The sequence below is a fragment of the Kroppenstedtia guangzhouensis genome (genome assembly GCF_014637345.1).
Taxonomy (GTDB): domain Bacteria; phylum Bacillota; class Bacilli; order Thermoactinomycetales; family DSM-45169; genus Kroppenstedtia; species Kroppenstedtia guangzhouensis.
This window is the reverse complement of record NZ_BMEX01000009.1, coordinates 1-23,445: the sequence shown is the minus strand read 5'-3', so window position 1 is coordinate 23,445 and position 23,445 is coordinate 1. Positions and strand designations below refer to the sequence as shown.

Below are 23,445 nucleotides of genomic sequence, written 5' to 3'. Positions count from 1 at the left end.
TCATGAATTATAAGGTTCGGCCCTTCATCTGATTTAAAGTTTTTAAAATTTCTTATAAATATGGGCCAAAAACAACTTACAATCCGAAGATAACGTCAAAATTAGAATACAAAACATATAAAGTACCCATTTTCTTTTATCATCATTTGTTATATAATTCTGGAAAAAGCCCTAACCAGAGGGAGGATTAATAATAAAACCGCTTGGTTTAACTGAAATCGGTGGAATCATCAGGAGAGTCAGAAAGGAAAAGGGACTGAGATTGGAAGATGTCGCAGACGAAAATATTTCCCCTGCCACAGTCAGTAATCTGGAACGGGGGGTTTCCCATGTTAAACAAGAGAAAATGTACTATCTCTTGGACAAGCTGGGAATATCAATCGATAAACTTCCGGAGCTCATCATAGATCAGAAGGAAGAATTTGAACGGGAAAAGTTCAACCTGTTCACCATCGAATCACTCAGAGACAATGGATTTCCTGAACTTGCCCTGGAAAAATTAAATCAGATGCAACTTGAAGACCAGCATCCGCTGGCGGCTTACGCCTATTTGATCAAAGGCAAATGCTCAACAGTCTGAAAAAGTGGAAGCAAGCAGAAAGAGCATTTTTTGATGCGATTCGCCTGGATCAAAGCCATACAACATATAGCCGTCGTAGTAATATTGAAGCCGCCAGCTTCACAGGTCTCTCCTTGTGCAGTTACTACCAAAACAATCTGGAACAAGCAATCACCTATACAAACAGTGGGTTAGATGCATTTGTTGATGAGGGAGAACGAATTCAATACAAGTATGTGCTGCTACAAAACAAAGCCATGTTCCTGGAAAAGATGGGCCGTCCAGTTGAAGCCCTCAAGGTGATTCAGAATGCATGGGAATACCTTCCTGAAATCGAACAAGTGGAGGTTGTCCTCGGTTTCTACTGGTTACGTGCCGAGCTGCTCCGTAGGATCAAAGATTATGATACGGCTTTGCAGATTGCCAAGGAAGGATTGGAAAAGGCACGTCTGACTCATGAAAATGCCCGCAAGTTCGACCTCTGGATTGTAACCGGAAGTACATATATGGCAATGAAGCGTTGGCCTGAAGCGGAGTCTTGCTTTGAAGTAGCTTTGAAAATGGAAGAGAAGTTCCCGAACCGAGAAATAGTGTCCACAGCCTATACTCGATTGGGTATACTTTATTTACAACAGGAAAGATGGGAAGAAGCGAAAGATTCCATCCAAAGGGCTATTCAAATCGGGGAAGAGTCAAATGATATCCTTCGTCTCGTATATGCTTTAACCACTATGGGATATTACCACAAACACCGGAAAGATTACCATGAGGCGATCAAACACTACAAACAGGCTGCAGAATTGGCTCAAAAACATCAACTTAAAAACAAAGAATACATTGCACTTTTCGAATTGACCCAATGTCTGGAAACGGTTGACGAAGAGGAATTCTTGGCCGCACTTAGAAATATGTATAAAATACAAAAGGAGTTATACCAAAGGGAGGGTATTGAAATTGATGAATTGGAGTAGGCTTCTTCTTGGTTTTATACTCTTGTTTACGATTTCGTTTTTTTCCACCCCATCCGACGCAGTCAACCCTAACGGGATGATCAATCTCAGTGGAACCAGCAATAGCGTACCCTCCGATGGATAAAACTGCTCAAAGGAACCGGGAAAGCCTTATTGCCCGGTTTTTTTGATCCCGATCTCAATCAATAGAAAAACCCACCTCCTCTGAGATGGGCTTCACGTATTCTATCCCTCAATCCTCTTCAAACTCACATTCCCTGAACTTCAATGTCCGGCCGTTTTCCTTGACGGTTCGGACGACGTCTTCGGGGGCTCCGTCGGGGAGGTGGGCCTGAATTTCCACCTGGATGGTGACTTCGGCTCTCTTTCCACCCGCAAACACAGATCAACTCCCATCATCGACGTCCCACCATCACCATATCCAACCCTTGCCGAATTACCTGAAACTCCTCCCCTCCCAAATCCGAAACCGCTATCGAATAATCGAAGGGGAAGAAGATCGGATGGTTGTTCAGTATGTCCAGTGGCATAAAATCCTGTTCAGAAGCATGGAGAAGCACATTTACCAACCAGCGCTTCAATTCGAGGGAGCGCACCTCGTGCTTGCGGGAAATCGTGTTGATCCACTTTGTGTTGGTCTCGATGACCCCCCAGGAGCGCAGGCTGGTCAACACCGCTTCCGTCGCCACTTCCACATGCCTGCGGTCCCCGTACAATGCTTTAATCTTGCGTCGGATCTGATGGCTGGCTATTCCATCTTGCAGCCGAAATCCGCTTCCCATCTCGTTGACCAGATCCCGAAATAGAGGGAATGCCAATGCCGTCATCCCATAATGGAGGGCCAACCGTTCTTCCGGCAATATGGACTGGATGATCTCCAGCCCTTTCTGCTGAAGATCGCGATGATCCCCCTCGACGAGACCCCAGATTTTCATCAGGATCGTCACCGAATTTTTCCGGGATTTTGTTCCCCGTATATCTGCCGCCAAAAAGGAGTCCAGCTTCTCATACATCTCTTTTGGACGGGTTCTTATCAATTCTTCGGCTGTGTAATCCAAATGGCGCAACATGATCTTTCGGTCGAAACCTACGGCTTTTTTCACAGTTTTTCCCTCGTTATTCCGATTTGCGAGTCACGTGGACAAAGGGCACAATCACCTCTTCCAAGCTGATCCCCCCATGGCTTACAATCATTTCCTTTTCATGGATAAAGGCTTCCCCACTTCGGGCCAGCAGAACGGAACTGCCTTGGGGGAGACCAAACCCCGGCCAGGCGTGGGAGGGATGGGCTTGTGCCGCACGGTCGCGCAGTGACTCGTCGCTGTATATTCTAACACGTTCACCACGACTGTGGGCAAGAACCCCTTCGGAAATGCGGCCGATGCCACAGCTCTCCTCATTCCCGTGATCCGATGTGAGATACAAATCGAAACCCCTAGCCAGGAGGTCGTCGATCAAAGCTTTCAGATATCCCTTTTTCAACCAAAGGTCGATTTCCTCATAGATCCCCTCCTGCCCCTGGATCGCCCCATGCATCAAGCGGTCGATGGTATCCACGACCAGACCCGCGATCTGAGTCTGATCTTTCTGCAACGCTTGGATGTGAGTGGAATCGTACACTCCCAGGCCCAGCCCTTTTTCAAAGGTCACCCTCATCTTGGAAACCTGATGGTTCTCCCAAAAGAGCTTCCATGCTGACGCTTCTTTTCGGGTGGTGTGCAGGGTTTTGGGGAACAACAGGGGTGGCTCCCCGGTGAAGATCGCCTGTCTGGATACGGAAGTGATCGTGGGCACCCAAGCGAACACACCGTTTTCCTCCATATTGAACTCTAGTTCCAATGCCTCCCGAATCTGGTTCCACTGCACAAAACTCATCCCATCCACCACCATGAGAGCCACCTTCGACCGTCGCCGGTAATCGAGGTAATGGGGAATGTGGTGCACCATCACCGGGCGGGGTAAGTGAGGCAGATTGGGCAGTGCCCGATATCCATGGAGCATCCAGTTGGCAAAGGCGGCATCCAGCCCTTTTTCCAGAGCGGCGATCCTCCGATTGGTCTCTTCATCCAGCTCCGTTAACAACTTTAGTCGGAGATGCTTCAACCTGCCGAATTGCATGGCCCGGTGAAGCCATCCCTTGTGGTCAGAGAGGTCATCCCCACCCTCCAGCTTTTCTAACAGGTGGTTCAGATGCTGTTTTTCTTCGGCCACCGGGTCGCTATGGATCCCGACGTGGGTCCATTCCGGCAGGCGGTTCGCATCGATTCCCCTCACCCGGGACAGCTTCCCTTCCATGAAAAGGTGTTCCACAAAAGGCCAAACCTCCGGATGACGAAACATTTGCATCTCGAAACCATATTGTTCATCAGGGGGCAACGCCTCTTTCCCCTGCTCTTTCTCCACAGACCATTTTTTCAGGCTAGTGAACCATTCCCTTTGAATGTAGTCAAAAAAGGCGCGGGAAGAGGAAACGATCTCCTCCACCGGCAAGCGATTCAATTCGGGACGAAGACGTAACTTGCCAATCAAAAACTGTTCCAGAGACTTCGGATACCGAATCCCCCGCTCATGTTTGGCAAAGAGGTGTTTCATCAAATCGACGGGGTTGTCGATGGTATCATAGGGTACCTTAAACACCTTGCGCAGGATGAAGTCGCAGGTGGCGGAATCAGAAGAGGGGCCCGTGTATTCTTCGTAGACGATGTGCAACCGATCCAGTTGCTCCCCGTCCAGCTCACTCACAATGTTGGCGGACAATCGGGGAAAAAGAGAAGAAAGGCGGAGATCGACACGATCTCCCGCCTTTAAGAAGTCATAGGGCAAATGGTCCAGGGAATCTTCTTTCACCCGGAGGAGAATGTGCGAGGAACGATTCTGCAAACGCTCCCGGCAAAAGGACTCATACCGGTAACGAAAGGTGACCGGGTCCTCATAGGGGATCAGTGTCAACCCCCGGTTCTGAAGTTGGGTCAGCAGTTCTTCGTCCAACAGCAGGTCATCCGGGTCGGAAACCAAGTACAAGCGCAGGAGCGGTTCGTCAAAATGATGGAGAATCCGATCGCGCCAGCTGCTCATTTCTCTCTCACCTGTCTTTCCCGTGGGTTCTCCCCTATTAGAGTTAGAAGCGTTGTGAATTAGTTCTGGCCGGGTCGGTCACCCTGTAACGATTTTTTCGCAACGCTAGAGCCCGAGGCGAATCTGGGCATGGTCGAAGTAGCGGAGCAGCTTTTCCTCCTCCTGCAGCACTTTTTCCGGGAGGCGTTCCCCCACCTTCACGATCCGTTCATAATCCTTTTCATCCCAAGCCTTCTCAAATCCGGCACGGATCGCTTCGGTGCGGAACTGCCTCAGTTTCTTGCGATTCCCCTCCAGCTCCTCCACATAGCGATTGAACTCCCGCAGCAGGGACTTCTCCCGCAGTTTCTCCAGGTCCGCCTGTTTGTTGGGGTCGGGCACATACCAGCGGTCTTTCGCCTTGGCGATCAACTCTGGATCCTCCTTGTCCCGGTTGCGCAGATCACTGTAGTTTTTGCTCAGGTAACTGTGAATCGGGCTGGGCACCGGTCCTTCTCCGAGATAGCGAAGAAAATTCTGCTCCAGCAGATCATCCAACTCCGGCAAAATCTCATGCTTGGCGAGGTACTGGATCTCCTTGGTGAAGTGAGGATGCAGATCCTGCCGGGTCTGGGGCTTTTTCATCAGCTGTTGGCGCAGCCACTCGATGGCACTGTTCTCATCGGAGACAAACAGGTTCATCTGAACAAAGGATTTGGCGAGGATGCGCTGTTTATCGTACTCGGCCACTTGGCTGTCCAGGAAGACCATCCCGTCCCGCAGCGGAAAGCGCTGGGCCACCTCCGCCTGAAACTCTCCTGAAGACAAGGGCACCGGATACCCCCGCTGCACATGATAGGCCACCATCCGGTCGAAGAGGACGCGAGGGGTGCGCTCCATGTCGATCTGCACTTCCCCTTTTTTGCCGAGGAAGGGGGCCTTCTGAGCCAAATGCCCCTTGACGAATTCCCACACCGACCGTTCCGTCCCGGCGGTCTGTTGCAGGTTTTGTGTCATCGCTTCTGTCGGTTTGTAAGCCGAGATCACCAGGTCCTGTTTGACGGCAACAGTGGTGGTGACCGCTTTGAAACTGCCCTGCTTCTTATCCAGTGCGGCGACATGGGCAACGATAAAGCCCGCTTCCTGTAAGGCGAGTTGGATCGTGTTCCAGACGCTGGCCTGGGAATTGGAGAACTCCACAGTCATCCAGCGGCCGGGCTTAAGGACACGGTAAGCCTCACGGAAACAGTCGGTCATCAGCTTCCGGTAGTCATCCAATGTTTTACCCTGGGTCTTGTTTTCAATGGCTTCCGGCTTGTTGTTGGTGAAGACTCTTAGCCAAGATTCCCACAGGAAATTAAGTTCAGAGTACATGATATTGGCACCGAAGGGTGGATCGAGAAAGATGTAATCAATTGAGTGAGAATCGATACAACAGTCGGACAAACTATTGGTTTCAACCAATGTTTTTTTCTGAGCGAAATGGTTTGACTCAAGGAGTTTCGCTAACCTGTTAACCTTACCTTGAAGGATATATTCAAGGGAAACATCTACAATCTGAGAGCCAACATATAATGTTCCGCTTAAATACCTATTAACTTGCGAGAAATGATTTGGAGCATATCGAGCAATCTTAGCCATCCCTAAAACTGCTTGTTGTACGGTATAAAGCAAATAGGAACGCATTGACTCTGTACTGTGAGAAACCAAATGATAGGCCTTGGATAAAGTCATTAAAGCACGTTTACTATAAAAATGATGCACATGAGTTATTCCTGAATGGTAACCAGCACGCCATGTATCTCCCCAATTTTCCCCTTTAAACATCATTCGATCCTTCGGATACCAGTAAGGTATCTCACTCCCTTCAACCTTCTCAATCAGCCCCAAGTCCCACTCATCCGGCTTCTTCTCAAACCGCCTCTTCCCCACCCGATAATTGATCAACACTGGGACTTGCTTCACCTGGCGGATCGTCTCCTCGATCGCTGAATCATAGTGGGTGATCCAGGCCCGTTCCATTTTCCGCTTGTTCAACTCCGCACCACAGCCGGGGCAGGAGAACTCCTTCTTCACTTTTCCCGCGTCTTGATCCACCGCCGCTTCCCAAAACACAATCTCCTCCGTACACTCGGGACAGACAAACACATCGCTCCATACCGTATAGTTGATCCGGCCGATCACCGGCTTTCCATCCTCGTCCATCTGCAATACGCCGTCAATCACATGCCGGGTCTCATACATCCACCCGCATTCCTGCTCCACTTCTTCCAGGATGCGCTCCGCTTCCCTCTTAAAAGCCTCGGCGTCCACCGGGGTGTTGTAGTTGTAGGCGATAAAGGTGGCGGCGGGAGAGAGGTCGTTCAAGATCGCCTTTCGTGCTCCCAGCTGGGAGAAGGGTTTGCCGGTTTCGTCTAGGATGGTGCCGTCCTCCCGGACCTGGTAGCCCAGGCTCTCCACCGCGGACCGGTCCCCGCACAGCTGGGCGGCGACACCGGTCATGCCGGTCCCGGCGAAGCCGTCAAAGACCACATCCCCCGGTTCAGTATAGTGCAAGATATAGCGCATGATGGCTTTGTGGGGGACTTTGGTGTGATAGGAGTGGGCATTGTAGATGGGGTCGTTTTTCCCCTCCGAGACGTCGGCGGCGAAGGGCTCCCGATGATACTCCCTGGCTGGCTCTCCCCCCTTCGCTTTCCGCTCTTCCTCCCATTCCTTCATCATCTCCGGGATGAAGGGGTTGGGGCAGGCGGTATAATAGGGCGGGTCCGACAGGGCGAGAATATCCTCATCCTCGCCCTTCGGAAACCCTTCCAGCTCCCTCAGTTCCGGCAGTTTTTTGCGCAGCTCTTCCGTAAAGTGGGCCCGCCGGGCTTCCTCGCTGTCAAAGGTTCGCCCCAAACAAGTGACAGGCTGATCGGTCTGCTTCTCTTCACCGTCCACCAAGGACAGCTGTTGGATCTTTTCGCTCATGGTGTGCCTCCTCTTCTTTCAGCATGATCCGCACGTTGGAACCGGGTTGGGAACCGACCTGCTCCTGCAGCATCCGTTCAAAGCGATTCCGCAGTTCATCGATGGTGAGGGGACTGCCGTCGCCCATCATTGCCTTCACCTGATCCATGGAGATTTCCACCCGATCAATTCCCTGGAGCAACTCCTGGATTGCCTGGATCAGCTTCTCCTCGATGGGGAAGGTCCATTCCTTTTCCTCGATTAAGCGGCGGATGGGCAGTTGCTGCTCTTTCCGTAACAGTTCAATGTTTTTCTTCACTTCGGAATCGCTCAGATTGGAGATAAGAATCTCCGTCCAATCTTCCAGCAGGGTTTGCAGTCGACCCTCCATCTCATCCAAGTGGATGTCCGTAATCCGGGGTTCCTCCTTGGGGCGGAATTGGCAGTGCGGACAGATCGGCTGGCTTTCCAGCTGATCTGGGGTCAAACTCCAGCAGGACTTCAGGGATTTCAGTTGCTTATACCACTGATCCAGGGCAGAGAAAGGAAGCAGATCGATGACGGACAGCTGTTTCAAAGCGTCCAGCCGGCAATCCTGGAGCAGGGCTTGTTGTTGGTTGTGCTGGGTGGCATTCAGTCGGGATTGATTGTGAAGGGTCAAGTAAATGTTCTGATACTCCGCCTTCAAATCCCGGATCCTTTGCTGTTCGCTGTACCCCGCTTCCCCGCTTTTCAGAGCCTGCAACAAGTCCTTCAGGGAGGCGTCCACTTTTTTTTGCCAAGGATGATCTGGGGCCAGCTGATTCTGAGCGGTGACCAAGTATTGAGCGGAACGGGTCCATTCCTGGGTCTTTTGTTGCAACTGTTGAAGCCGTTTCATTGCTTGCAAGTCTTCCCGCCGGGTTTGGATCTCCTCCACCGAGTATCTGAATTTCCGCAGTTTTGCCGGCGTCTGATACACCTGGATATGTTCCATGAACTTTTTCAACTCTTCCAGCTGATGACGGAACTGCTGAATCTCGGCATCGGAGAGCAGGTTTCCCTCCCAGGTGGGGATTCCGGTCCGGATGTCTTTCAAGGCGATGGCCGCTTCCTGGGTCCATCGATCCGCCGCGATCACCATCTGACCGATCCCTTGCTCCAGAGCGTTTGTTTTGAGCAGGGCCCGATTCACATTCAGCATCTCAAACAGCGCTTCCAGCTCCCGCAGAGGCAGGTCGCCGGATTTGCTGATATGGCTGAATTGCGTAAGCTGGTTGAGGGGTAGCCGAATCAGCTCATCCCACTTCATCGCATCATAGGTGGTGCCGTCGATGGTGATCACAATATCCCCGCTGTAAACCAGGGCGGCGAGAACGACAGCGAAGAACTCCGGCTCCAGATTGCGCTCCACTGTCCATTGAATATCGTCCTCTGTCCCTTGGACCGTTTGCACCGTTTCGATCAGTTCGGAACGGTTGAGCACTTGGCCGGGTCCCTTGGCCTCCAGTTTTTCCAGCACCCAATCCGCAAAGCCCGACCCACGGACATTCAGTTTCTGATCCTTTCCCAACAGCACCAAGCCTGACAGGATAGCGGTGCCGTTTTGGGTCCTGGGCGAGGAAATATCCTTGATGGCATCTACTGCATAGCCGGGCAGGCTTGCCTTGGTGATCGGGGTGCTCAGCTTGCTGAAGGAGGGGTATTCCGGATATTTTTCCTCAAACCAGCTCTTCAGGCAATCCCCCGCCGCTTCATCGATGATTTCACGGACCGTCGCATGGGCATGGGCGAAGATGCTCCATTCGGCCAGTTTCTTGGTTACCCCTCGGTAGGTGATCTTGAAAGCAGTGGGCATGTGCTGGCGGAACCACTCCACGAGCTGTTTCCGATAGCCATCGGCTTTTTCCTCATACAGCCTGCGAGTGCTGCTGGCCGACGTTTCTTTCATCTCCTCAGCCCCGGCGTAGAGCCTCAACCAGCGCATGAAGTGTTCATCCCGATCGACAAATTTGAAGAAGACTTCGTCAGGCTTCTCTTCATCTTTGAATTTGGGCGGATCAAAAGGTTGCAGGAAGTAGACATAGAAGTCCCGCTCCGGCTGGGCGGTGGACCGTTCATTGGGGGCACCGAAGAATAAGTACCCCTGCCGTGTCACTTTCCGATCGTGCCAGGGAAGTTCATGCAACCAGATTCGATAGCCGGATCTGTAAGAGGTCTTGGAGTTTTCCGTCACCTCAGCGAGTAACTTAAAGTAGTATCGGTCCAGCTGGTCATCAGAGAGGGTCTCCGACTTCTGCTCGATCAGGTCGTCAACAGCGATATCTTTTTTGATATCCAGGTAGTATTGGCCATTTGCTTCGTTGGTGGAAATATATTGCCAGCTGACCGTTTTCAGGATCTCCCGGAGTGTCACCTCGATATCCCCCCGGAGAAAACCGGAGGGATCCTTATCATCCAAAACTTCGGTGTGGAGGAACAGGTCATCCCGGAGCTCCTCGGGAGTGACTCCCACCGGGGAGTAGATATCATCGGTGGTCAGGCGAAACACCGCCAACGCATGGATGATCCGCATCGCCAATGGACGGTACATCGGCCGGGTAAAGGCGTTCTGGATCCGGTCCTGCAGGATTTTGGTCTTGTTCATCACCTCTTTGACGTCAGCATTTCCCTTAAGGGAGGCATCATTTTCGATGTAAGGCCAGTAACTGTCATAAGAGATAACACCGGGCCGCTCTTGCGGTACCTCTTGATCCATCACCTTTTTCATTTCGTTGCTAATCGTCTTCAAGATGACCCGCTTTTCCGCCACGGATACTTTTTCAAAGGTGGACAGATACGCCGGGTGGACGGGAAAGAGGGAGACATATTCCTCCAGCTTTTCGTTCAGCTTGTGATACAGGGGTGTAAATTTCTGCAGGTGCTCCCGGATGAAGGCCTTCTGCTTCTCATCCTTTTTTAGAAGGCGCCGGGAGACGACATAGGCAATATCCTCACGGACGATGTTGACTTGTTCAAATCGCTCCTTCACCCGGCGTAGCTGATCGGCGACAAAGTGAAAATTCGGATTGTCAAAGAGCATCTCCTGCACCCCGGCGATGAACCGGAATCGGGTTTTCCCGCAGAATTCCCCGATTTCGCGCAGAAAACCCAGGTCGAGAGCCAGTTCCTGCTCTTTACGTGTGCGGAGATGGTCCAGGAGTTCATCGACAACCAACAAAAGGCCCTGCTCCGGGTACACTTCATGAAAAGCCGCCATCATCTCCATCAAGCTGTTCTTATTGTTGTGAACCTGATCAGCAGGTGGGAACTGAAAATCGACATCTATTCTTTCCAAGCTGTCTTCCAGCTCACTGCAGATAATATCGCGGAGGGACATCTTAGACGAACCGATTTCCACCCGGATCACTTTAAACTTTCCTTCGATCTCCTTCGCCTTTTGAGCAACCCGTTGATTGCTCAGATGGGCACAGGTCCCTTTCATTTCGGCGACTGTGGAAATCACACTCATGAGATGCGATTTACCCGTACCGTAGTTACCGACGATCAACAAACCCTTGTTATCGGCATAACGGTCCATCTGCAACTGTTCAATCACCAATTCATCCAAAAGTTCCGCCATGCGATCGGAGATCACATAGGTATCCAGCAGTTGATAAGCGTACTCCTGTTGATTGGCATCCGTCAGCCGGATGATGGACTCGATCGGCTCAAAGTGAACTAGCTCCCGATATTTCATCATTCTCACACTCCCTTAAACTCTATACCCATAAAACAAAGGCTTGGGGAAAAGGAATTTTCATATATTCCGGATGACCCGGCTGTGCATAGCTCAATGCATTTCCATCATACTCCCCCGGCCAACAGACAAGGATGGTCTTATTTCCGCTGACGCTCTCAAACAAACGTAAGGGGTCCTGTTGCAAATCCGGATGAAAAATCAACTCGATCTGGTCGAAACAGAGGGTCTCGCTTTCGGTTTGATGGACGATTTCGCTAACCATACGCCCTACCTTTAACGGCCTTTTGTTGAGAGGATGTTCTTTCAGACGTTCACTCAAAAGCAAACTGAGGTTCATATGTACGGCATCCAGTTGTTTCAACAACTCCGTCAATGATTGCTTCTTCTCCTCTGTATGAACTAGAAAGATGAGTCGGTGACGTTGGGAACGGACTTGATCCATTTTTTCACCCAGTTGAACCAATAACGAATTCATTTACCCACCTCACCCCATCCATCGTATAAAAATGAAAGACAACTGCCTTTCAGATATCAAGAGAGTAAGGTCTACCATTTAGCCATTGATCTGAGTTACCCGTGTAATCTAGGTCGTAAAAATGCCTGTAAGGTCTATTGTATCAAGGATGGTTCCATTCCGGAACAGCCCACCATCTTTTCCAGTATGATATAAACCCATAATGGCCTTGATCTGAGCATATCAAAAAAGGTGTGCCAAAAATGGCACAGGTTTGTTTGAAATCCACCGGATACAATGCGGAATATATAGAATATTATATCCGCGGGCAAACATCTGTGCTATACTTTTATCAGGACCCGTAATATGGGAAACCCGGCTTCCCACCCGTAACGGTTCATCTTCTCCGCCCTGACCTGCCTTTGGTGCCAAACTGGAGACTCCTCCTTCCCTCAAGGAGAGCCCAGAGCGGAGACTGAGGAAAGGGGGTGCAGGCAAGTGGAATGATTCCACTTGAAGGGAGGTGAACCTATGCGGGAGTTCTTCCTTCAGGTTTTGCGCGAGGGTTGGGCCTTGGTCAAACTGGTGATCCCAGTGATCGTCGCCCATCATCTCCAAAAAACCCGGAAAAACACGAAGAAGCCCGGTTCCCCAGGCCGTTACCGACGGAACCGAGCAAAGCGCTCCAAGCGCTAACCCTCGGACCCGGTGGCAGCCGGGTCCGTTAGTTATTCTGTTTCCATTGTACCCCACTATTCCGGAGTCGTAAACAATCGGATTGGTAAAATGGAGGAAGTATCACGAATTGAGCTGTTGCTCAAAAAATTCATCTTCAGGTTTTGCGCGAGGGTTGGGTTTTGGTCAAACTGGTGATCCCAGTGATCGTCGCCCATCATCTCCATAGAGGTCGGATGCGGATGTCTCATTACCCAGGCCCTACGATCTTCCCACCACATCCCGCCACGTCTTGTCCCGGAGTTCCACCGGCAAAAAGTCGGTGTTCGGATACTCAATTTCGTGGTGTGTAAAGACTTCCTTGGGTGCCAAGGGATGGTCCACGCTGACATCCATCCCCCGGTATCGGGCCAACCAGCCAAAACCCATGGCAGAGATGGAACAAAGTTTTTGGTCGGGAGCGGAAGCATACTTTCTATTCTCCGCTTCCCGCTCCAAGTAATTCATCAGGGCAGACTCAACTTGCTTCGGTCGGTTTTCCAAGATTGCTTCAAGTACAACAATCGTTTCTTTTAAGATCCGCACTCTCCAGGGAATCTTCATCCCTTTTAATACAGAAAGGTGCTCCCGTGCCCCATCATCGTTACCCAGGATCAAATACTTGACGACAAAACCCGTCCGACCGATTTCGTTCAAGATTTCCGGTTCCTGTTCATCTTTCCAGCCGATGAGATGGGCCATGGAGTCGATCAGCTCCCGATGCTGACTGATCAAAGCCTTCATCAGATTGGAAAAATACTCGATCCCGGAGCGGGAGATGAAAGCCTCTGTATAGCGCGGGTGATCCGGTGTGTTGTAAGGCTCCGCCAACAGGATCGCTTCATCCGATTTGGCCGATAAATAAAACATCTGCTTCGCACCCACCACATCCCGATCAATCGCGATCTTCTTCACGGCGATGATTTGTGCAGCATAAGAAACCGAATCCGGAGATTTAAACCTATACGTACCCTTTTTCATAGCGTCCGTCGCGAGTTTCAAAGTCTGTTTTTTTCTTTCCGCCAAAATGATCAACCGTTGCTTTGCTTCATCTTTGTTCAATTCCTCATCACTCCTGTGATCATATTAAGGTGCCCGTGGGGCACGAGAGTTTACCAATCCCGACTTCTGTGGATCTGTCGTCCATTCCTCCCGCCACTGATGATGACCTTGATCCGGTCGACGATCTCTGAAACCTCTAGTGTCGATCATGGTCTTGCTCATTTGCTGACCGTTGGGGGAATACATACCTTGATATGGAATGTCGTCTAGAGCCGCTTCTAAAAGATCACCCGCTTCCTGAGTCGCAAAATCCGATTCGGCTTGCATTTCCCTTGCCTTTTGATCAATCCACTCCCGGGACATCTGTCGGACTCGTCGTGCCGGGCCGCCTTTGGCTGTAGAAGGATTGTAAGCGGGATCAGCCGGGTTGTAATAATTGGCCCAGCCATACTTTGAGGTGTCCCACTTGGACTCCACCACCACGATGTGTTCAATCTCACCGCGGTCGTTTCGCATGATAAACAAGCCATCGATACCGTTGTTCCGGTTTCCCCCCACTTTGGTGGGCAGCAGTTCATAGCCGAGGGCGGCCATTCGCCTCTCCATCAACACTTCACCCAGGACTCCTCTTTGCTGGGGGGTCAGTTTGTTTCGGATATAGGGCAGGTCTTCCAAATCGATTTGGTGTTGCTCAAAGAGCCGTCGTAACCGGTCTTCATTCGTCGTTCCTTTGAGGTTCCGGAAGTTGATACTATCTAATAGTTGAATTCTTGCTTGGGAGAGTTGGGATGAAGACGCAGAGGTACTGCTTCCACCCCGGACAAACTGAACGAATTTCCCCAGAGGGCCGTCCGCTTCCACCACCCGGACATTCGGGAAGCCAATGAAAAAGAGGCTGTGAGGATTCCCGCCCTTTCACAGCCTCTTTGTTATGGATTTATCACATTGGTGCTTTCATCTGAAGTTAAATCAATCACTTCAAGTGCATTGTATACCTCTACTGTAGAGACAGCAGGCGGGGATGTCTCATCACCCAGGCCCTACGATCTTCCCACCACATCCCGCCACGTCTTGTCCCGGAGTTCCACCGGCAAAAAGTCAGTGTTCGGATACTCAATTTCGTGGTGTGTAAAGACTTCCTTCGGTGCCAAGGGGTGGTCCACGCTGACATCCATCCCCCGGTATCGGGCCAACCAGCCAAAACCCATGGCAGAGATGGAACAAAGTTTTTGGTCGGGAGCGGAAGCATACTTTCTATTCTCCGCTTCCTGCTCCAAGTAATTCATCAGGGCAGACTCAACTTGCTTCGGTCGGTTTTCCAAGATTGCTTCAAGTACAACGATCGTTTCTTTTAAAATACGGAGTTCCCACGGAATCTTCATCCCTTTTAACACGGAAAGGTGCTCCCGTGCCCCATCATCGTTACCCAGGATCAAATACTTGACGACAAAACCCGTCCGACCGATTTCGTTCAAGATTTCCGGTTCCTGTTCATCTTTCCAGCCGATGAGATGGGCCATGGAATCGATCAGCTCCCGATGCTGACTGATCAAGGCCTTCATCAGGTTGGGAAAGTACTCAATCCCGGAGCGGGAGATGAAGGCTCGTGAGTAGCGTGGGTGATCCGGTGTGTTGTAAGGTTCCGCCAGCAGGATTGCTTCATCTGACTTGGCCGACAGATAAAACATCTGCTTCGCACCCACCACATCCCGATCAATCGCGACCTTCTTCACGGCGATGATTTGTGCAGCATAAGAAATCGAATCAGGAGATTTAAACTTATACATGCCCTTTTTCATTCCAGCCATATTGAGTTCCACAAACTGTCTTTCTTCTTCAGCAATCGTGATTATAAGTTGCTTAGCTTCATCCTTGTTCATCGCCTCTTCACTCCTATGATCATATTAAGGTGCCCGTGGGGCACGAGGGTTGACCAACTCTGAATTCTGTGGATCTGTCGTCCATTCCTCCCGCCACTGATGATGGCCACGATCCGGTCGACGGTCTCTGAAACCTCTGGTGTCAATCATGGTGTCACTCATCTGCTGACCATCTGGAGAATACATTCCTCTGTACGAGTTATCATTTAAAGCCGCTTCCAAAAGTCTTCCTGCTTCCCGAGTCGCAGGATCCGATTGGGCGCGCATTTCCCTTGCCTTCTGATCAATCCACTCCCGGGACATCTGTCGAACCCGTCGTGCCGGGCCGCCTTTGGCTGTAGAAGGATTGTAAGCGGGATCAGCCGGGTTGTAATAATTGGCCCAGCCATACTTTGAGGTGTCCCACTTGGACTCCACCACCACGATATGTTCAATCTCACCGCGGTCGTTTCGCATAATAAACAAGCCATCGATACCGTTGTTCCGGTTTCCCCCCACTTTGGTGGGCAGCTGTTCATAGCCGAGGGCAGCCATTCGCCTCTCCATCAACACTTCACCCAGGACTCCTCTTTGCTGGGGGGTCAGTTTGTTTCGGATATAGGGCAGGTCTTCCAAATCGATTTGGTGTTGCTCAAAGACCCGTCGTAACCGGTCCTCATTCGTCGTTCCTTTGAGGTTTCGGAAGTTGATACTATCTAATAGTTGAATTCTTGCTTGGGAGAGTTGGGATGAAGACGCAGAGGTACTGCTTCCACCCCGGACAAACTGAACGAATTTCCCCAGAGGGCCGTCCGCTTCCACCACCCGGACTTCGAAGGCCTGGGGAAGGAGGGATTTCAGTTTGTGCCCGTGGTCGGTGATCCAACCGCCGCCGATCCCCATCAAACCGGCCAAGGCCCCGGCGAAGAGGGCTTTTTTCCAGTTCACCTTGCCTTCCTTCAAAGCATCAAAGGTGGCGGTATCCCCTGCACCGGCTGCAGCACCGGATCCAAACCGGGGGAACCAGCGGCCCATCCAGGAAGAAGTGACCGCCAATCGTCCCAACACCCGGACGGTCACCCCAAACACGCCCAGGGCCACCATCCCCGCGATGCCACCGTACACGGCATCCATGGCGATCTCCGAAGCGGATCCGCCACCCAACCAACCACCCATGCCCCCGAAGGCCATTCCGATAAGGACGGAGAGTCCCAGAGTGGGAAGCCAAATGGTTAAAAGGAAGGCGATCAAGGCGACGACGAAGGCAAGTAAGATGGAACCCAATTGGAAGTAGGAAGTGCCGATCGGGTGGTCCGGACAAGGGTTTCCACTTTGAGAAGTTGCGTATCTTGTGCTTGCCGTGGAAGCCAAGTAGATGTCAGACGGATCTTGTGAAATCTTCGGCGGATCTATCGGCTTCGGGGGCGGGATCGGGTTAGGCGGTTCGATTGGCTTGGGTGGTTCGATGGGCTTAGGTGGTTCGATCGGCTTAGGTGGTTGAATCGGATTTGGTGGATCTATCTTGGGTAGCTTCGGAGGGGGAGGCGGATCTATCCTTGGCGATTTCAGCCCCGGAGGAGCGGAATCAAGACAATCTCGGTTGTGAAAGAAAACCGGTGCGGAAGACGCCAACAAAACCGAATCCCCCTGGCCGGTGGGCGGTTCCAGATGTGTGGGTGTATCCACATCCGTAGGAGTTTCGATCCGGGTGGGTGTGTCTACATCTGTCGGAGTTTCTACATCCGTTGGGGCTTCCACGTCTGTAGGAGTATCCACTTCGACAGGAGTATCAATCACAGGCTTTGAAGGGGCTTTCAAACAGTCATCTGCCAACTGAAGCGAGCAACCTGTTAAGATAAAAATCAAGGACGTCAGAAAGATAAAGCGATAGCGCAAAACCAACCCTCCTTGGAAAAGGTTGGTTCGAGTATACTTTATTAGATTGCAATTTAGTAATAAGACCTTTGGGATAAATACGTCATATCAAATGTCCAATATCTCGCCACAGATGATCTCGTTCATTTGAAGCGGATGAACAAGCCGAGCGAGGGCAAGTCTTCCATCGACTTCAAATGCCCGGGGTCAGCTATCGCTTTACTTACAAGATCAATCAAGCCCAGATAAATCCCAGGCTTTGCGACAGCGACGAGTCACTCCCCACCCCCACCGACAATTGTGTATATTGGTACTAATCATACCTCGTATCGGACGGGAGGTTTTGGGATGTCCAAAGATCGTATGATCGCTTATATTCAGATGGGCTCGGCGATGGCGATTGTGGGGAGTCTGGTGACAGCCAGCAAGATGACGGTGGATCGGATCCCGCCTCATTTGGCGTCGGAGTTGCGGTTTATCGTGGCCGCCGCTGTTTTGATCCTGCTGTTGTATCAGAGGGAGGGCGGGTTTCATTTTCGCCGCAATCGACCCCACCTGAGCCTCTTGTTCTGGCAAGCCTTCTTTGGCACTTATCTGTTCAATCTGTGCCTGATGTATGGGGTTCGCTGGACCACCGGGGTGGAGAGTGGGATTATCACCAGCTTCACTCCGGCGGCGGTGGGGCTTCTCTCCTTCCTGCTGCTGCGGGAGCGGCCGGGATGGATCCGCTGGGTGGGGATTTTGTTCGTGGTGCTGGGAACGGGAGTGATTCAGGTTCCGGGGGCTGCCGGAGGGGATGGCCAGGGGACGATGTCCCTGTGGGGCAATCTGTTGGTGCTGGCGGCGGTGATCAGTGAAGGATTTTTTATCACTCTGGGGAAAAAATCGACGAACCATGTCTCCCCCCTCTATGTCTCCACCCTGGTCAGTCTGTATGGGGTTCTGTTGTTTCTGCCGGGGACGTTGGAAGAGCTTCGTCACTTTGACTGGGCTGCCGTTCCCTGGGAAGGATGGGCCCTCATTCTCTACAATGCCCTGATCGTCACCGTTGTCGGCTTTTTGTTGATGTATGCCGGAGTTTCCCGGCTGCCGGCCAGTTCGGCAGGACTGATGACCGGGCTGATGCCGGTCAGCGCCGTCCTCCTCTCCGCCTTGTTGCTGGGCGAGCCCGTCACCTGGATCCACGGGCTGGGCATCCTGGCCGTCCTGACCGGAATCGCCCTCATTTCTCAGGAGAAGGAGCCGGAGCCGATGACGGCGGAATAAACCCTGACCTACCTGTTGCGACAGGAGAAAAGCAACCTGCACATTGGGGTGGCAGGTTGCTTTTACATATGGAAACCGCAATCTTCACAATTCGCGTACAAGTCTACCATCAAGAAGCAAAAGTATGATAGGATGGGGATGCGTAGTCCTCCGAGGCTGAGGCGGGTTACAAACCCTCCGGAACTGTACCGAGGTACGGGGAAGGAGGTGATCGGGATGAGCCAGGAAGCAACCATAATGCTGGTCATGTTGGTTGTCACGGTGGGTTACTATGCCTACCAGATTGGTTCCTCACGAAAAAAGTAATCCGCCCCGGGCCAGCAACCTAAGCGGATTACTTTATAGAAAACTTGGGTTTGCAACCCACAATCAGCCGAAGCGGATTGCGCGTCTGGCGGGTGTAAACGGCACCCGCCTTTCTTCATTCTTACCCGTATCTTACCATACCATCCTCCACGTGTACAGATCCAAAGATCCTGCAGGGCGGATGGAGCACATGCGAGGGTTTCCCCGTCACACCTCTCGATTCTCCCCCCACTCCCTCCGAAACACCGTCACACACTCAACGTGGCTGGTGTGGGGGAACATGTCGACGGGTTGGACCTGGCGGTTGGTGTAGCCCCGCTCTTTCAGGTATGCGGCATCCCTCGCCAGGGTGGCGGGGTTGCAGGAGACGTAGACGAGGCGGTCCGGGGACATCCGGACAGCGGCGTCCAAAAGTTCGGGGGCGCAACCTTTGCGGGGCGGGTCAACGATGATCACATCGGGCCGGATGCCTTCCCGTGCCCAGCGGGGCATCACTTCCTCGGCGGGACCTGCTTCAAATGAAGCGTGGGCGATTCCGTTCAGCTCCGCATTGTGGCGGGCATCTTCCACCGCCTGGGGGACCGACTCGACACCGAGCACCCGGGCGACATCTTTTGCGAGATAGAGGCCGATGGTGCCAATGCCGCAGTAGGCATCGATGACAGTCTCTTCACCTGTCAGAGCCGCCAAACGGCGCACCTGCTCGTACAGCACCTCGGTCTGCACCGGGTTCACCTGGAAAAAAGAATGGGGTGAGATGGCAAAGCGGACGTGGCCGATCCAGTCATGGATCACCGGCTCTCCCCAGAGGACCCGGCTCTCTTTGCCCAGGACGACGTTGGTCCGGTGAGGTTGGATATTTTGGATCAGGGAGGTCAATCCCGGAACCCGCTCCCGCAAGCCGGCCACCAGTTGCTTCCGGTGGGGGAGTTCCGGCCCGTTGGTGACCAGGACCACCATGACCTCTTGGGTGTGAATGCCGGTCCGAACCATGACATGACGCAGGCATCCCCGATGTTTTTTCTCGTCATAGGGACGAATGTCCAGTTCCCGGATCCACTCTTTCACCTGTTGGATGGTCCGGTCATTTTCCGGCTGTTGGATCAGGCAGCGGTCAAAGGGGATGATCTGGTGGGAGCCGGCGGCGTAAAAGCCCGCCTCGACCTTCCCTTTCCCTCCGCCGACGGGAACCTGGGCTTTGTTTCGATAACTCCAGGGTTCCTCCATGCCAAGGACCGGGAGGATCGTTACCTCCTCCAGCCCCCCGATCCGGGCAAAAGCGTCCACCACCTGCCGCCTTTTGGATTCCAGCTGGGCGGGATAGGCGATATGTTGCAGTTGGCAACCGCCACACTGAGCAAAAACAGGACAGAGGGGGTCCACCCGGTGGGGGCTCACCTGGATCACCTCCTCCAACCGGGCGTGGGCGTAGGTCTTCTTCACCCGGCTCACCCGGGCGGCCACCTGCTCCCCGGCGATCGCCAGGGGAACAAAGACGGTGAATCCCTTGTATTTTCCCACCCCGTCCCCGGTATGGCTCTGGCCCGTGATGGGAAGTGTGATCCGTTCACCCGGCTGGACCGGGGGCTTTGGTTTCAACATAACCTTTCCGACTCCTTCACGAATTTCAGTAAATTTCCCGGGGAATGATTCCCCGCCCTCTTCACCAACTCACCGCTCCCAGGGACTGGAATCGGCAAGTTTTCTTACCTGTGTACAATGATCATATGTTTCCTTTTGCCGGGCGAATAAAAGTCTTGTCCACCGCCAACTCCGGTACTTTTTTTACCACTACGGCCTGACCCTGGCGAAGCTGTTTCAGTATGTTCGGGTGGATCACTTCTTCTTCACTTTGCTGCACGGTTCCCAATCTTGTCGGCCGTCTACCGATGAGAGACTCCTCCGTTTGCAAAGTTTTCTTGTTGATCCACCGAGTCCCCACCACACTGGACATATATTCGGCAGATTGGGGAACATCCTGCCGGTGGATAATCTTCACATTGGTATTCCCCACCACTTGGGCCACCAATTCTTCACCGCCGGCGGCCGCCAAATCAGCCAATTCCTGCGTTGCAATCAGGCAACAAAAACCAGCTGACCGGCTCTTATTGATCAGATTCACCACTTGGACTCCGGCAAACAGATTAAACTCATCCAGCACTATATATATGTACTCTCTCTCACCACTCCCTTCCTCTCCAAGGGCGGCTGCGACGGTCTTCAAATCTTCCACCACCATGGCGCCCAATGCCGGAGTAAAGGAAGAATAGCTGAGTCCGGAAAGAGAAAGCATCACCACTCGCTTTTCCCGGACTGCTTCCAGCAAGTCGATTACATCATCCCCTTGATCTTCAAACAAGGGGCCGACATCACTCTCTGTCAGCAGGGCCAGACGGTCTTTCAAGCCTTCGATGGCATTTCTGTGTCCGGCATCCAATCCGTTGATATATTGTTTAATCCGGTCGGCTTCCCTTTTGTGAACTTCATCCAGTCGTTTCACTTTCTTCATCAAGTTGCGGGTTTCCAACAACTCAGCCACCTTGTGCAAATCCGACCGTTCTCCAGCCAGCTGCAACACCCGGAACACTGTCTGGAGATACCGTTCCGCTCCCCGCTTATAGTAGGGCTCGGACCATTCTTCAAAGCCCATCAGCTTGTCCTTCAATTCGGTGGGTACACCATGACGTAAGGGATTGTAATGGGTACTCCCTTTGTAGGTGAATCCTTGAAAGACTCTGCCGGAGGCTTCTGCCATCTTCCGCACGGAATAAAAAAATCTGGAATCCCCTTTCCCATCCACCACGATGACCGGTTTTCCACGACGGATGGCACTTTCCAATATAACGAGCAAAGTATTTGTCTTCCCGGCACCCGTCGCCCCACAAATTAACGTGTGCATATTCAATTCTTCATCCTTCAGAATCACGGGTTTTCCCTCTTCCCCCACTCCAATCGCCACTCCATTCTCCACTGCCGGCAACCGTTCCAGCTTTCGCCCGGACACAGTCTTCTCCACCATCACGGGTTCTTTCACCGGAAGTCGCAACAGCTCCGGTCGCCTCTGCACCAGCCATATTCCGATTCCGGCCAACAAAATTCCGACACCGAAAGAGGCGGGAAGCATCCGAGGAACACTGGAGAGAAGCCCGTCCACGATGACCCCTGAAGGATTTCCCGTTGAAAATCCATCCACCATTATTTTCAACAATTGGATAAATTCCCTTACGTAATTCCCAAAAAAGCCGAAGACCCCCAGCACCGCGCTTAACAATAAACCACTGAGGGTCAACCATCGAGCCTTCCATCGATAATACGTGCCGAGCACCGTTAAAATCAAGGCAATCATCAAAGGAATGAATCCAAAAAAAATGAACAGGATCAGGCCGATCCCATTAAAAATGGAACGGACTGCCTCTTCGGTCTCATCATCCGTCCGTTGCTCAATGGGCTGTTCCCTCTCCAAAACCATCCCCCCCCGATAAAACCTCCACAAAACCCCCAAATTCCGACCAAACAGCCCATTTGGAGGAATGTTTGACATCTCAGCAATTGAATCAAATCAAAAAATAAAAATCGAACCACTTACTTTGAATTGTAAGGCTTTGCCTGTTGAAAAACAACAATCTTGAAGTGATGTTCTTCTTGTGTCGCAGTATAAACGATTATAAAGTAAATTTGGCCACCGGTTCTGGATAAAAGCTTTGGTGTCGAATTGGTCTTCGTTCCACAGCTTTTTAAGGCGGTAGGCTCTTTTGTATTTATACTAAAAAGCCGGGAAAATTTCCGGCTTTTTTTCGTCTCAATCTTTTATTTGTAATACAAGTAAAACGACAAACCTCCCGCTGGTAAGGGGAGGCTTGGGCGCAACAAAATTTTGTTTGGATGTTGTGAAAGAGAAGTGAGTCTATCTCTAATTTCACAACTTACCGGTTATCACGAAGTAACGTCAATAACTGTCTTCTCTTTCTTGGCGGCATCCACCATCAGGATGACAGCAGTAATAATATGCATGATCATTCCCACAAAGGGAATCCAAGCCACACAGGAGGTGACGATTCCCAAGATACTTCCGTGTTTGGGGGCTCCACCACTGGCGGAGACGACCAAGGTGGCAATATGAAGCAATAACATCACCACAAGAGCGTAGTAACCGCTTCCGATCACCAAGATCCCCCCGAGCACAGGAATCCCCAACAAAGCCTCAAAGCCACCGGATACCCACTTCATGATTCGTGCAGCTGACAATAAAGATACCTCCAAACAGATAAAATATGATGTCCACGGCTATCAAGCCATCATCCGGGATGCCATGCGTCAAAATGCAATATTTTCTCCACAGCATACCAGATCATCTTTTAAAGAGCTTAACGCCACTTCGACTACAAAATATAATTCTACGTGGTTTAAATTTTTCCTTTTGGGGCCACGTATTTAATGTGTTCCCCGATTGATTTTCCAATTTCCACCCGATATAATGGGGGTGGAGGAGGTGCAACTCCTCCACCTTCGGGGCAATCGGTCGACCACCGCGGCGGCCGATCCGCCCAGGTTTCTCTGTGAACCCGGAACAGTATTTGGCGTTATCTGCCGGGCCACAGGTTGGTGACGGCCGTCCTCAGGAGTTCGATCAACTCGCTGAGGACGGCTGTTTTAGGCAGGTCAACGAACAACAGGACGAGCAAAGCGTGCAAAAGCCGCTTCCATCGTTCCCT

17 protein-coding genes are annotated in these 23,445 nt (G+C 51.7%); 4 read left to right on the top strand and 13 right to left on the bottom strand.

The annotated features are described in order from the left end of the window. Positions 1–262 precede the first annotated feature (262 nt). Together IEV46_RS12120 and IEV46_RS12115 are read left to right on the top strand one after the other, a co-directional pair. Positions 263–580 (top strand): helix-turn-helix domain-containing protein, encoded by a 318-nt coding sequence (locus tag IEV46_RS12120; RefSeq protein WP_188432820.1) that lies wholly within the window; start codon positions 263–265, stop codon positions 578–580. Then, positions 565–1,530 (top strand): tetratricopeptide repeat protein, encoded by a 966-nt coding sequence (locus IEV46_RS12115; RefSeq protein WP_188432819.1) that lies wholly within the window; start codon positions 565–567, stop codon positions 1,528–1,530. The genes IEV46_RS12120 and IEV46_RS12115 overlap by 16 nt, the downstream gene beginning before the upstream one ends. A gap of 232 nt (positions 1,531–1,762) precedes the next feature. Here the strand turns inward: IEV46_RS12115 and IEV46_RS12110 are convergent, their stop codons facing one another. The 6 genes from IEV46_RS12110 to brxF form a co-directional block, all read right to left on the bottom strand. Further along, positions 1,763–1,912 (bottom strand): hypothetical protein, encoded by a 150-nt coding sequence (locus IEV46_RS12110; RefSeq protein ID WP_188432818.1) that lies wholly within the window; start codon positions 1,910–1,912, stop codon positions 1,763–1,765. Between the two features lie 13 nt (positions 1,913–1,925). Then, positions 1,926–2,633 carry a hypothetical protein gene (locus IEV46_RS12105; protein WP_188432817.1) on the bottom strand — a complete coding sequence of 236 codons (708 nt, stop codon included), beginning with the start codon at positions 2,631–2,633 and terminating at the stop codon, positions 1,926–1,928. Positions 2,634–2,646: 13 nt separating this feature from the next. Continuing rightward, positions 2,647–4,605: a BREX-3 system phosphatase PglZ gene (pglZ, locus tag IEV46_RS12100; RefSeq protein WP_188432816.1), complete on the bottom strand. Its 1,959-nt coding sequence runs from the start codon at positions 4,603–4,605 to the stop codon at positions 2,647–2,649. Positions 4,606–4,710: 105 nt separating this feature from the next. Next, a complete protein-coding gene (locus IEV46_RS12095; protein ID WP_188432815.1) occupies positions 4,711–7,557 on the bottom strand; it encodes a DNA methyltransferase in 2,847 nt (948 codons plus the stop codon). Continuing rightward, complete coding sequence (locus IEV46_RS12090) at positions 7,517–11,254, bottom strand: DUF6079 family protein (RefSeq protein ID WP_229736080.1); 3,738 nt, start codon at positions 11,252–11,254, stop codon at positions 7,517–7,519. The genes IEV46_RS12095 and IEV46_RS12090 overlap by 41 nt, the downstream gene beginning before the upstream one ends. 22 nt (positions 11,255–11,276) lie before the next feature. Beyond that, positions 11,277–11,732, bottom strand: coding sequence for a BREX-3 system P-loop-containing protein BrxF (brxF, locus tag IEV46_RS12085; RefSeq protein WP_188432813.1), 456 nt, complete (start codon positions 11,730–11,732; stop codon positions 11,277–11,279). Between the two features lie 510 nt (positions 11,733–12,242). On the opposite strand from brxF, the gene IEV46_RS12080 reads away from it, so the two are divergent. Then, a complete protein-coding gene (locus IEV46_RS12080) occupies positions 12,243–12,407 on the top strand; it encodes a hypothetical protein (protein WP_188432812.1) in 165 nt (54 codons plus the stop codon). 240 nt (positions 12,408–12,647) lie between these two features. Here the strand turns inward: IEV46_RS12080 and IEV46_RS12075 are convergent, their stop codons facing one another. The 4 genes from IEV46_RS12075 to IEV46_RS12060 all read right to left on the bottom strand — a co-directional run bounded on the left by IEV46_RS12075 (position 12,648) and on the right by IEV46_RS12060 (position 17,182). After that, positions 12,648–13,487 carry a hypothetical protein gene (locus IEV46_RS12075; RefSeq protein ID WP_188432811.1) on the bottom strand — a complete coding sequence of 280 codons (840 nt, stop codon included), beginning with the start codon at positions 13,485–13,487 and terminating at the stop codon, positions 12,648–12,650. Positions 13,488–13,511: 24 nt separating this feature from the next. Further along, entirely contained in the window at positions 13,512–14,288 is a 777-nt protein-coding gene (locus tag IEV46_RS12070) for a hypothetical protein (protein ID WP_188432810.1), read from the bottom strand. 179 nt (positions 14,289–14,467) lie between these two features. Continuing rightward, positions 14,468–15,307 (bottom strand): hypothetical protein, encoded by an 840-nt coding sequence (locus IEV46_RS12065; protein WP_188432809.1) that lies wholly within the window; start codon positions 15,305–15,307, stop codon positions 14,468–14,470. A gap of 24 nt (positions 15,308–15,331) precedes the next feature. After that, positions 15,332–17,182, bottom strand: coding sequence for a hypothetical protein (locus tag IEV46_RS12060; RefSeq protein WP_188432808.1), 1,851 nt, complete (start codon positions 17,180–17,182; stop codon positions 15,332–15,334). 327 nt (positions 17,183–17,509) lie between these two features. Here IEV46_RS12060 and IEV46_RS12055 point away from each other — a divergent pair, with 327 nt between their 5' ends. Beyond that, on the top strand, positions 17,510–18,427 hold the full coding sequence (locus IEV46_RS12055; RefSeq protein ID WP_009710116.1) for a DMT family transporter: 918 nt from the start codon (positions 17,510–17,512) through the stop codon (positions 18,425–18,427). A 513-nt stretch (positions 18,428–18,940) separates the two neighbouring features. On the opposite strand, the gene rlmD is transcribed toward IEV46_RS12055, so the two are convergent. The 3 genes from rlmD to IEV46_RS12040 all read right to left on the bottom strand — a co-directional run bounded on the left by rlmD (position 18,941) and on the right by IEV46_RS12040 (position 22,978). Next, positions 18,941–20,335 carry a 23S rRNA (uracil(1939)-C(5))-methyltransferase RlmD gene (gene rlmD, locus IEV46_RS12050; protein ID WP_188432807.1) on the bottom strand — a complete coding sequence of 465 codons (1,395 nt, stop codon included), beginning with the start codon at positions 20,333–20,335 and terminating at the stop codon, positions 18,941–18,943. Positions 20,336–20,456: 121 nt separating this feature from the next. Further along, entirely contained in the window at positions 20,457–22,196 is a 1,740-nt protein-coding gene (locus tag IEV46_RS12045) for a type IV secretory system conjugative DNA transfer family protein (RefSeq protein WP_188432806.1), read from the bottom strand. A gap of 470 nt (positions 22,197–22,666) precedes the next feature. Continuing rightward, positions 22,667–22,978 carry a hypothetical protein gene (locus IEV46_RS12040; protein WP_188432805.1) on the bottom strand — a complete coding sequence of 104 codons (312 nt, stop codon included), beginning with the start codon at positions 22,976–22,978 and terminating at the stop codon, positions 22,667–22,669. Positions 22,979–23,445 lie beyond the last annotated feature (467 nt).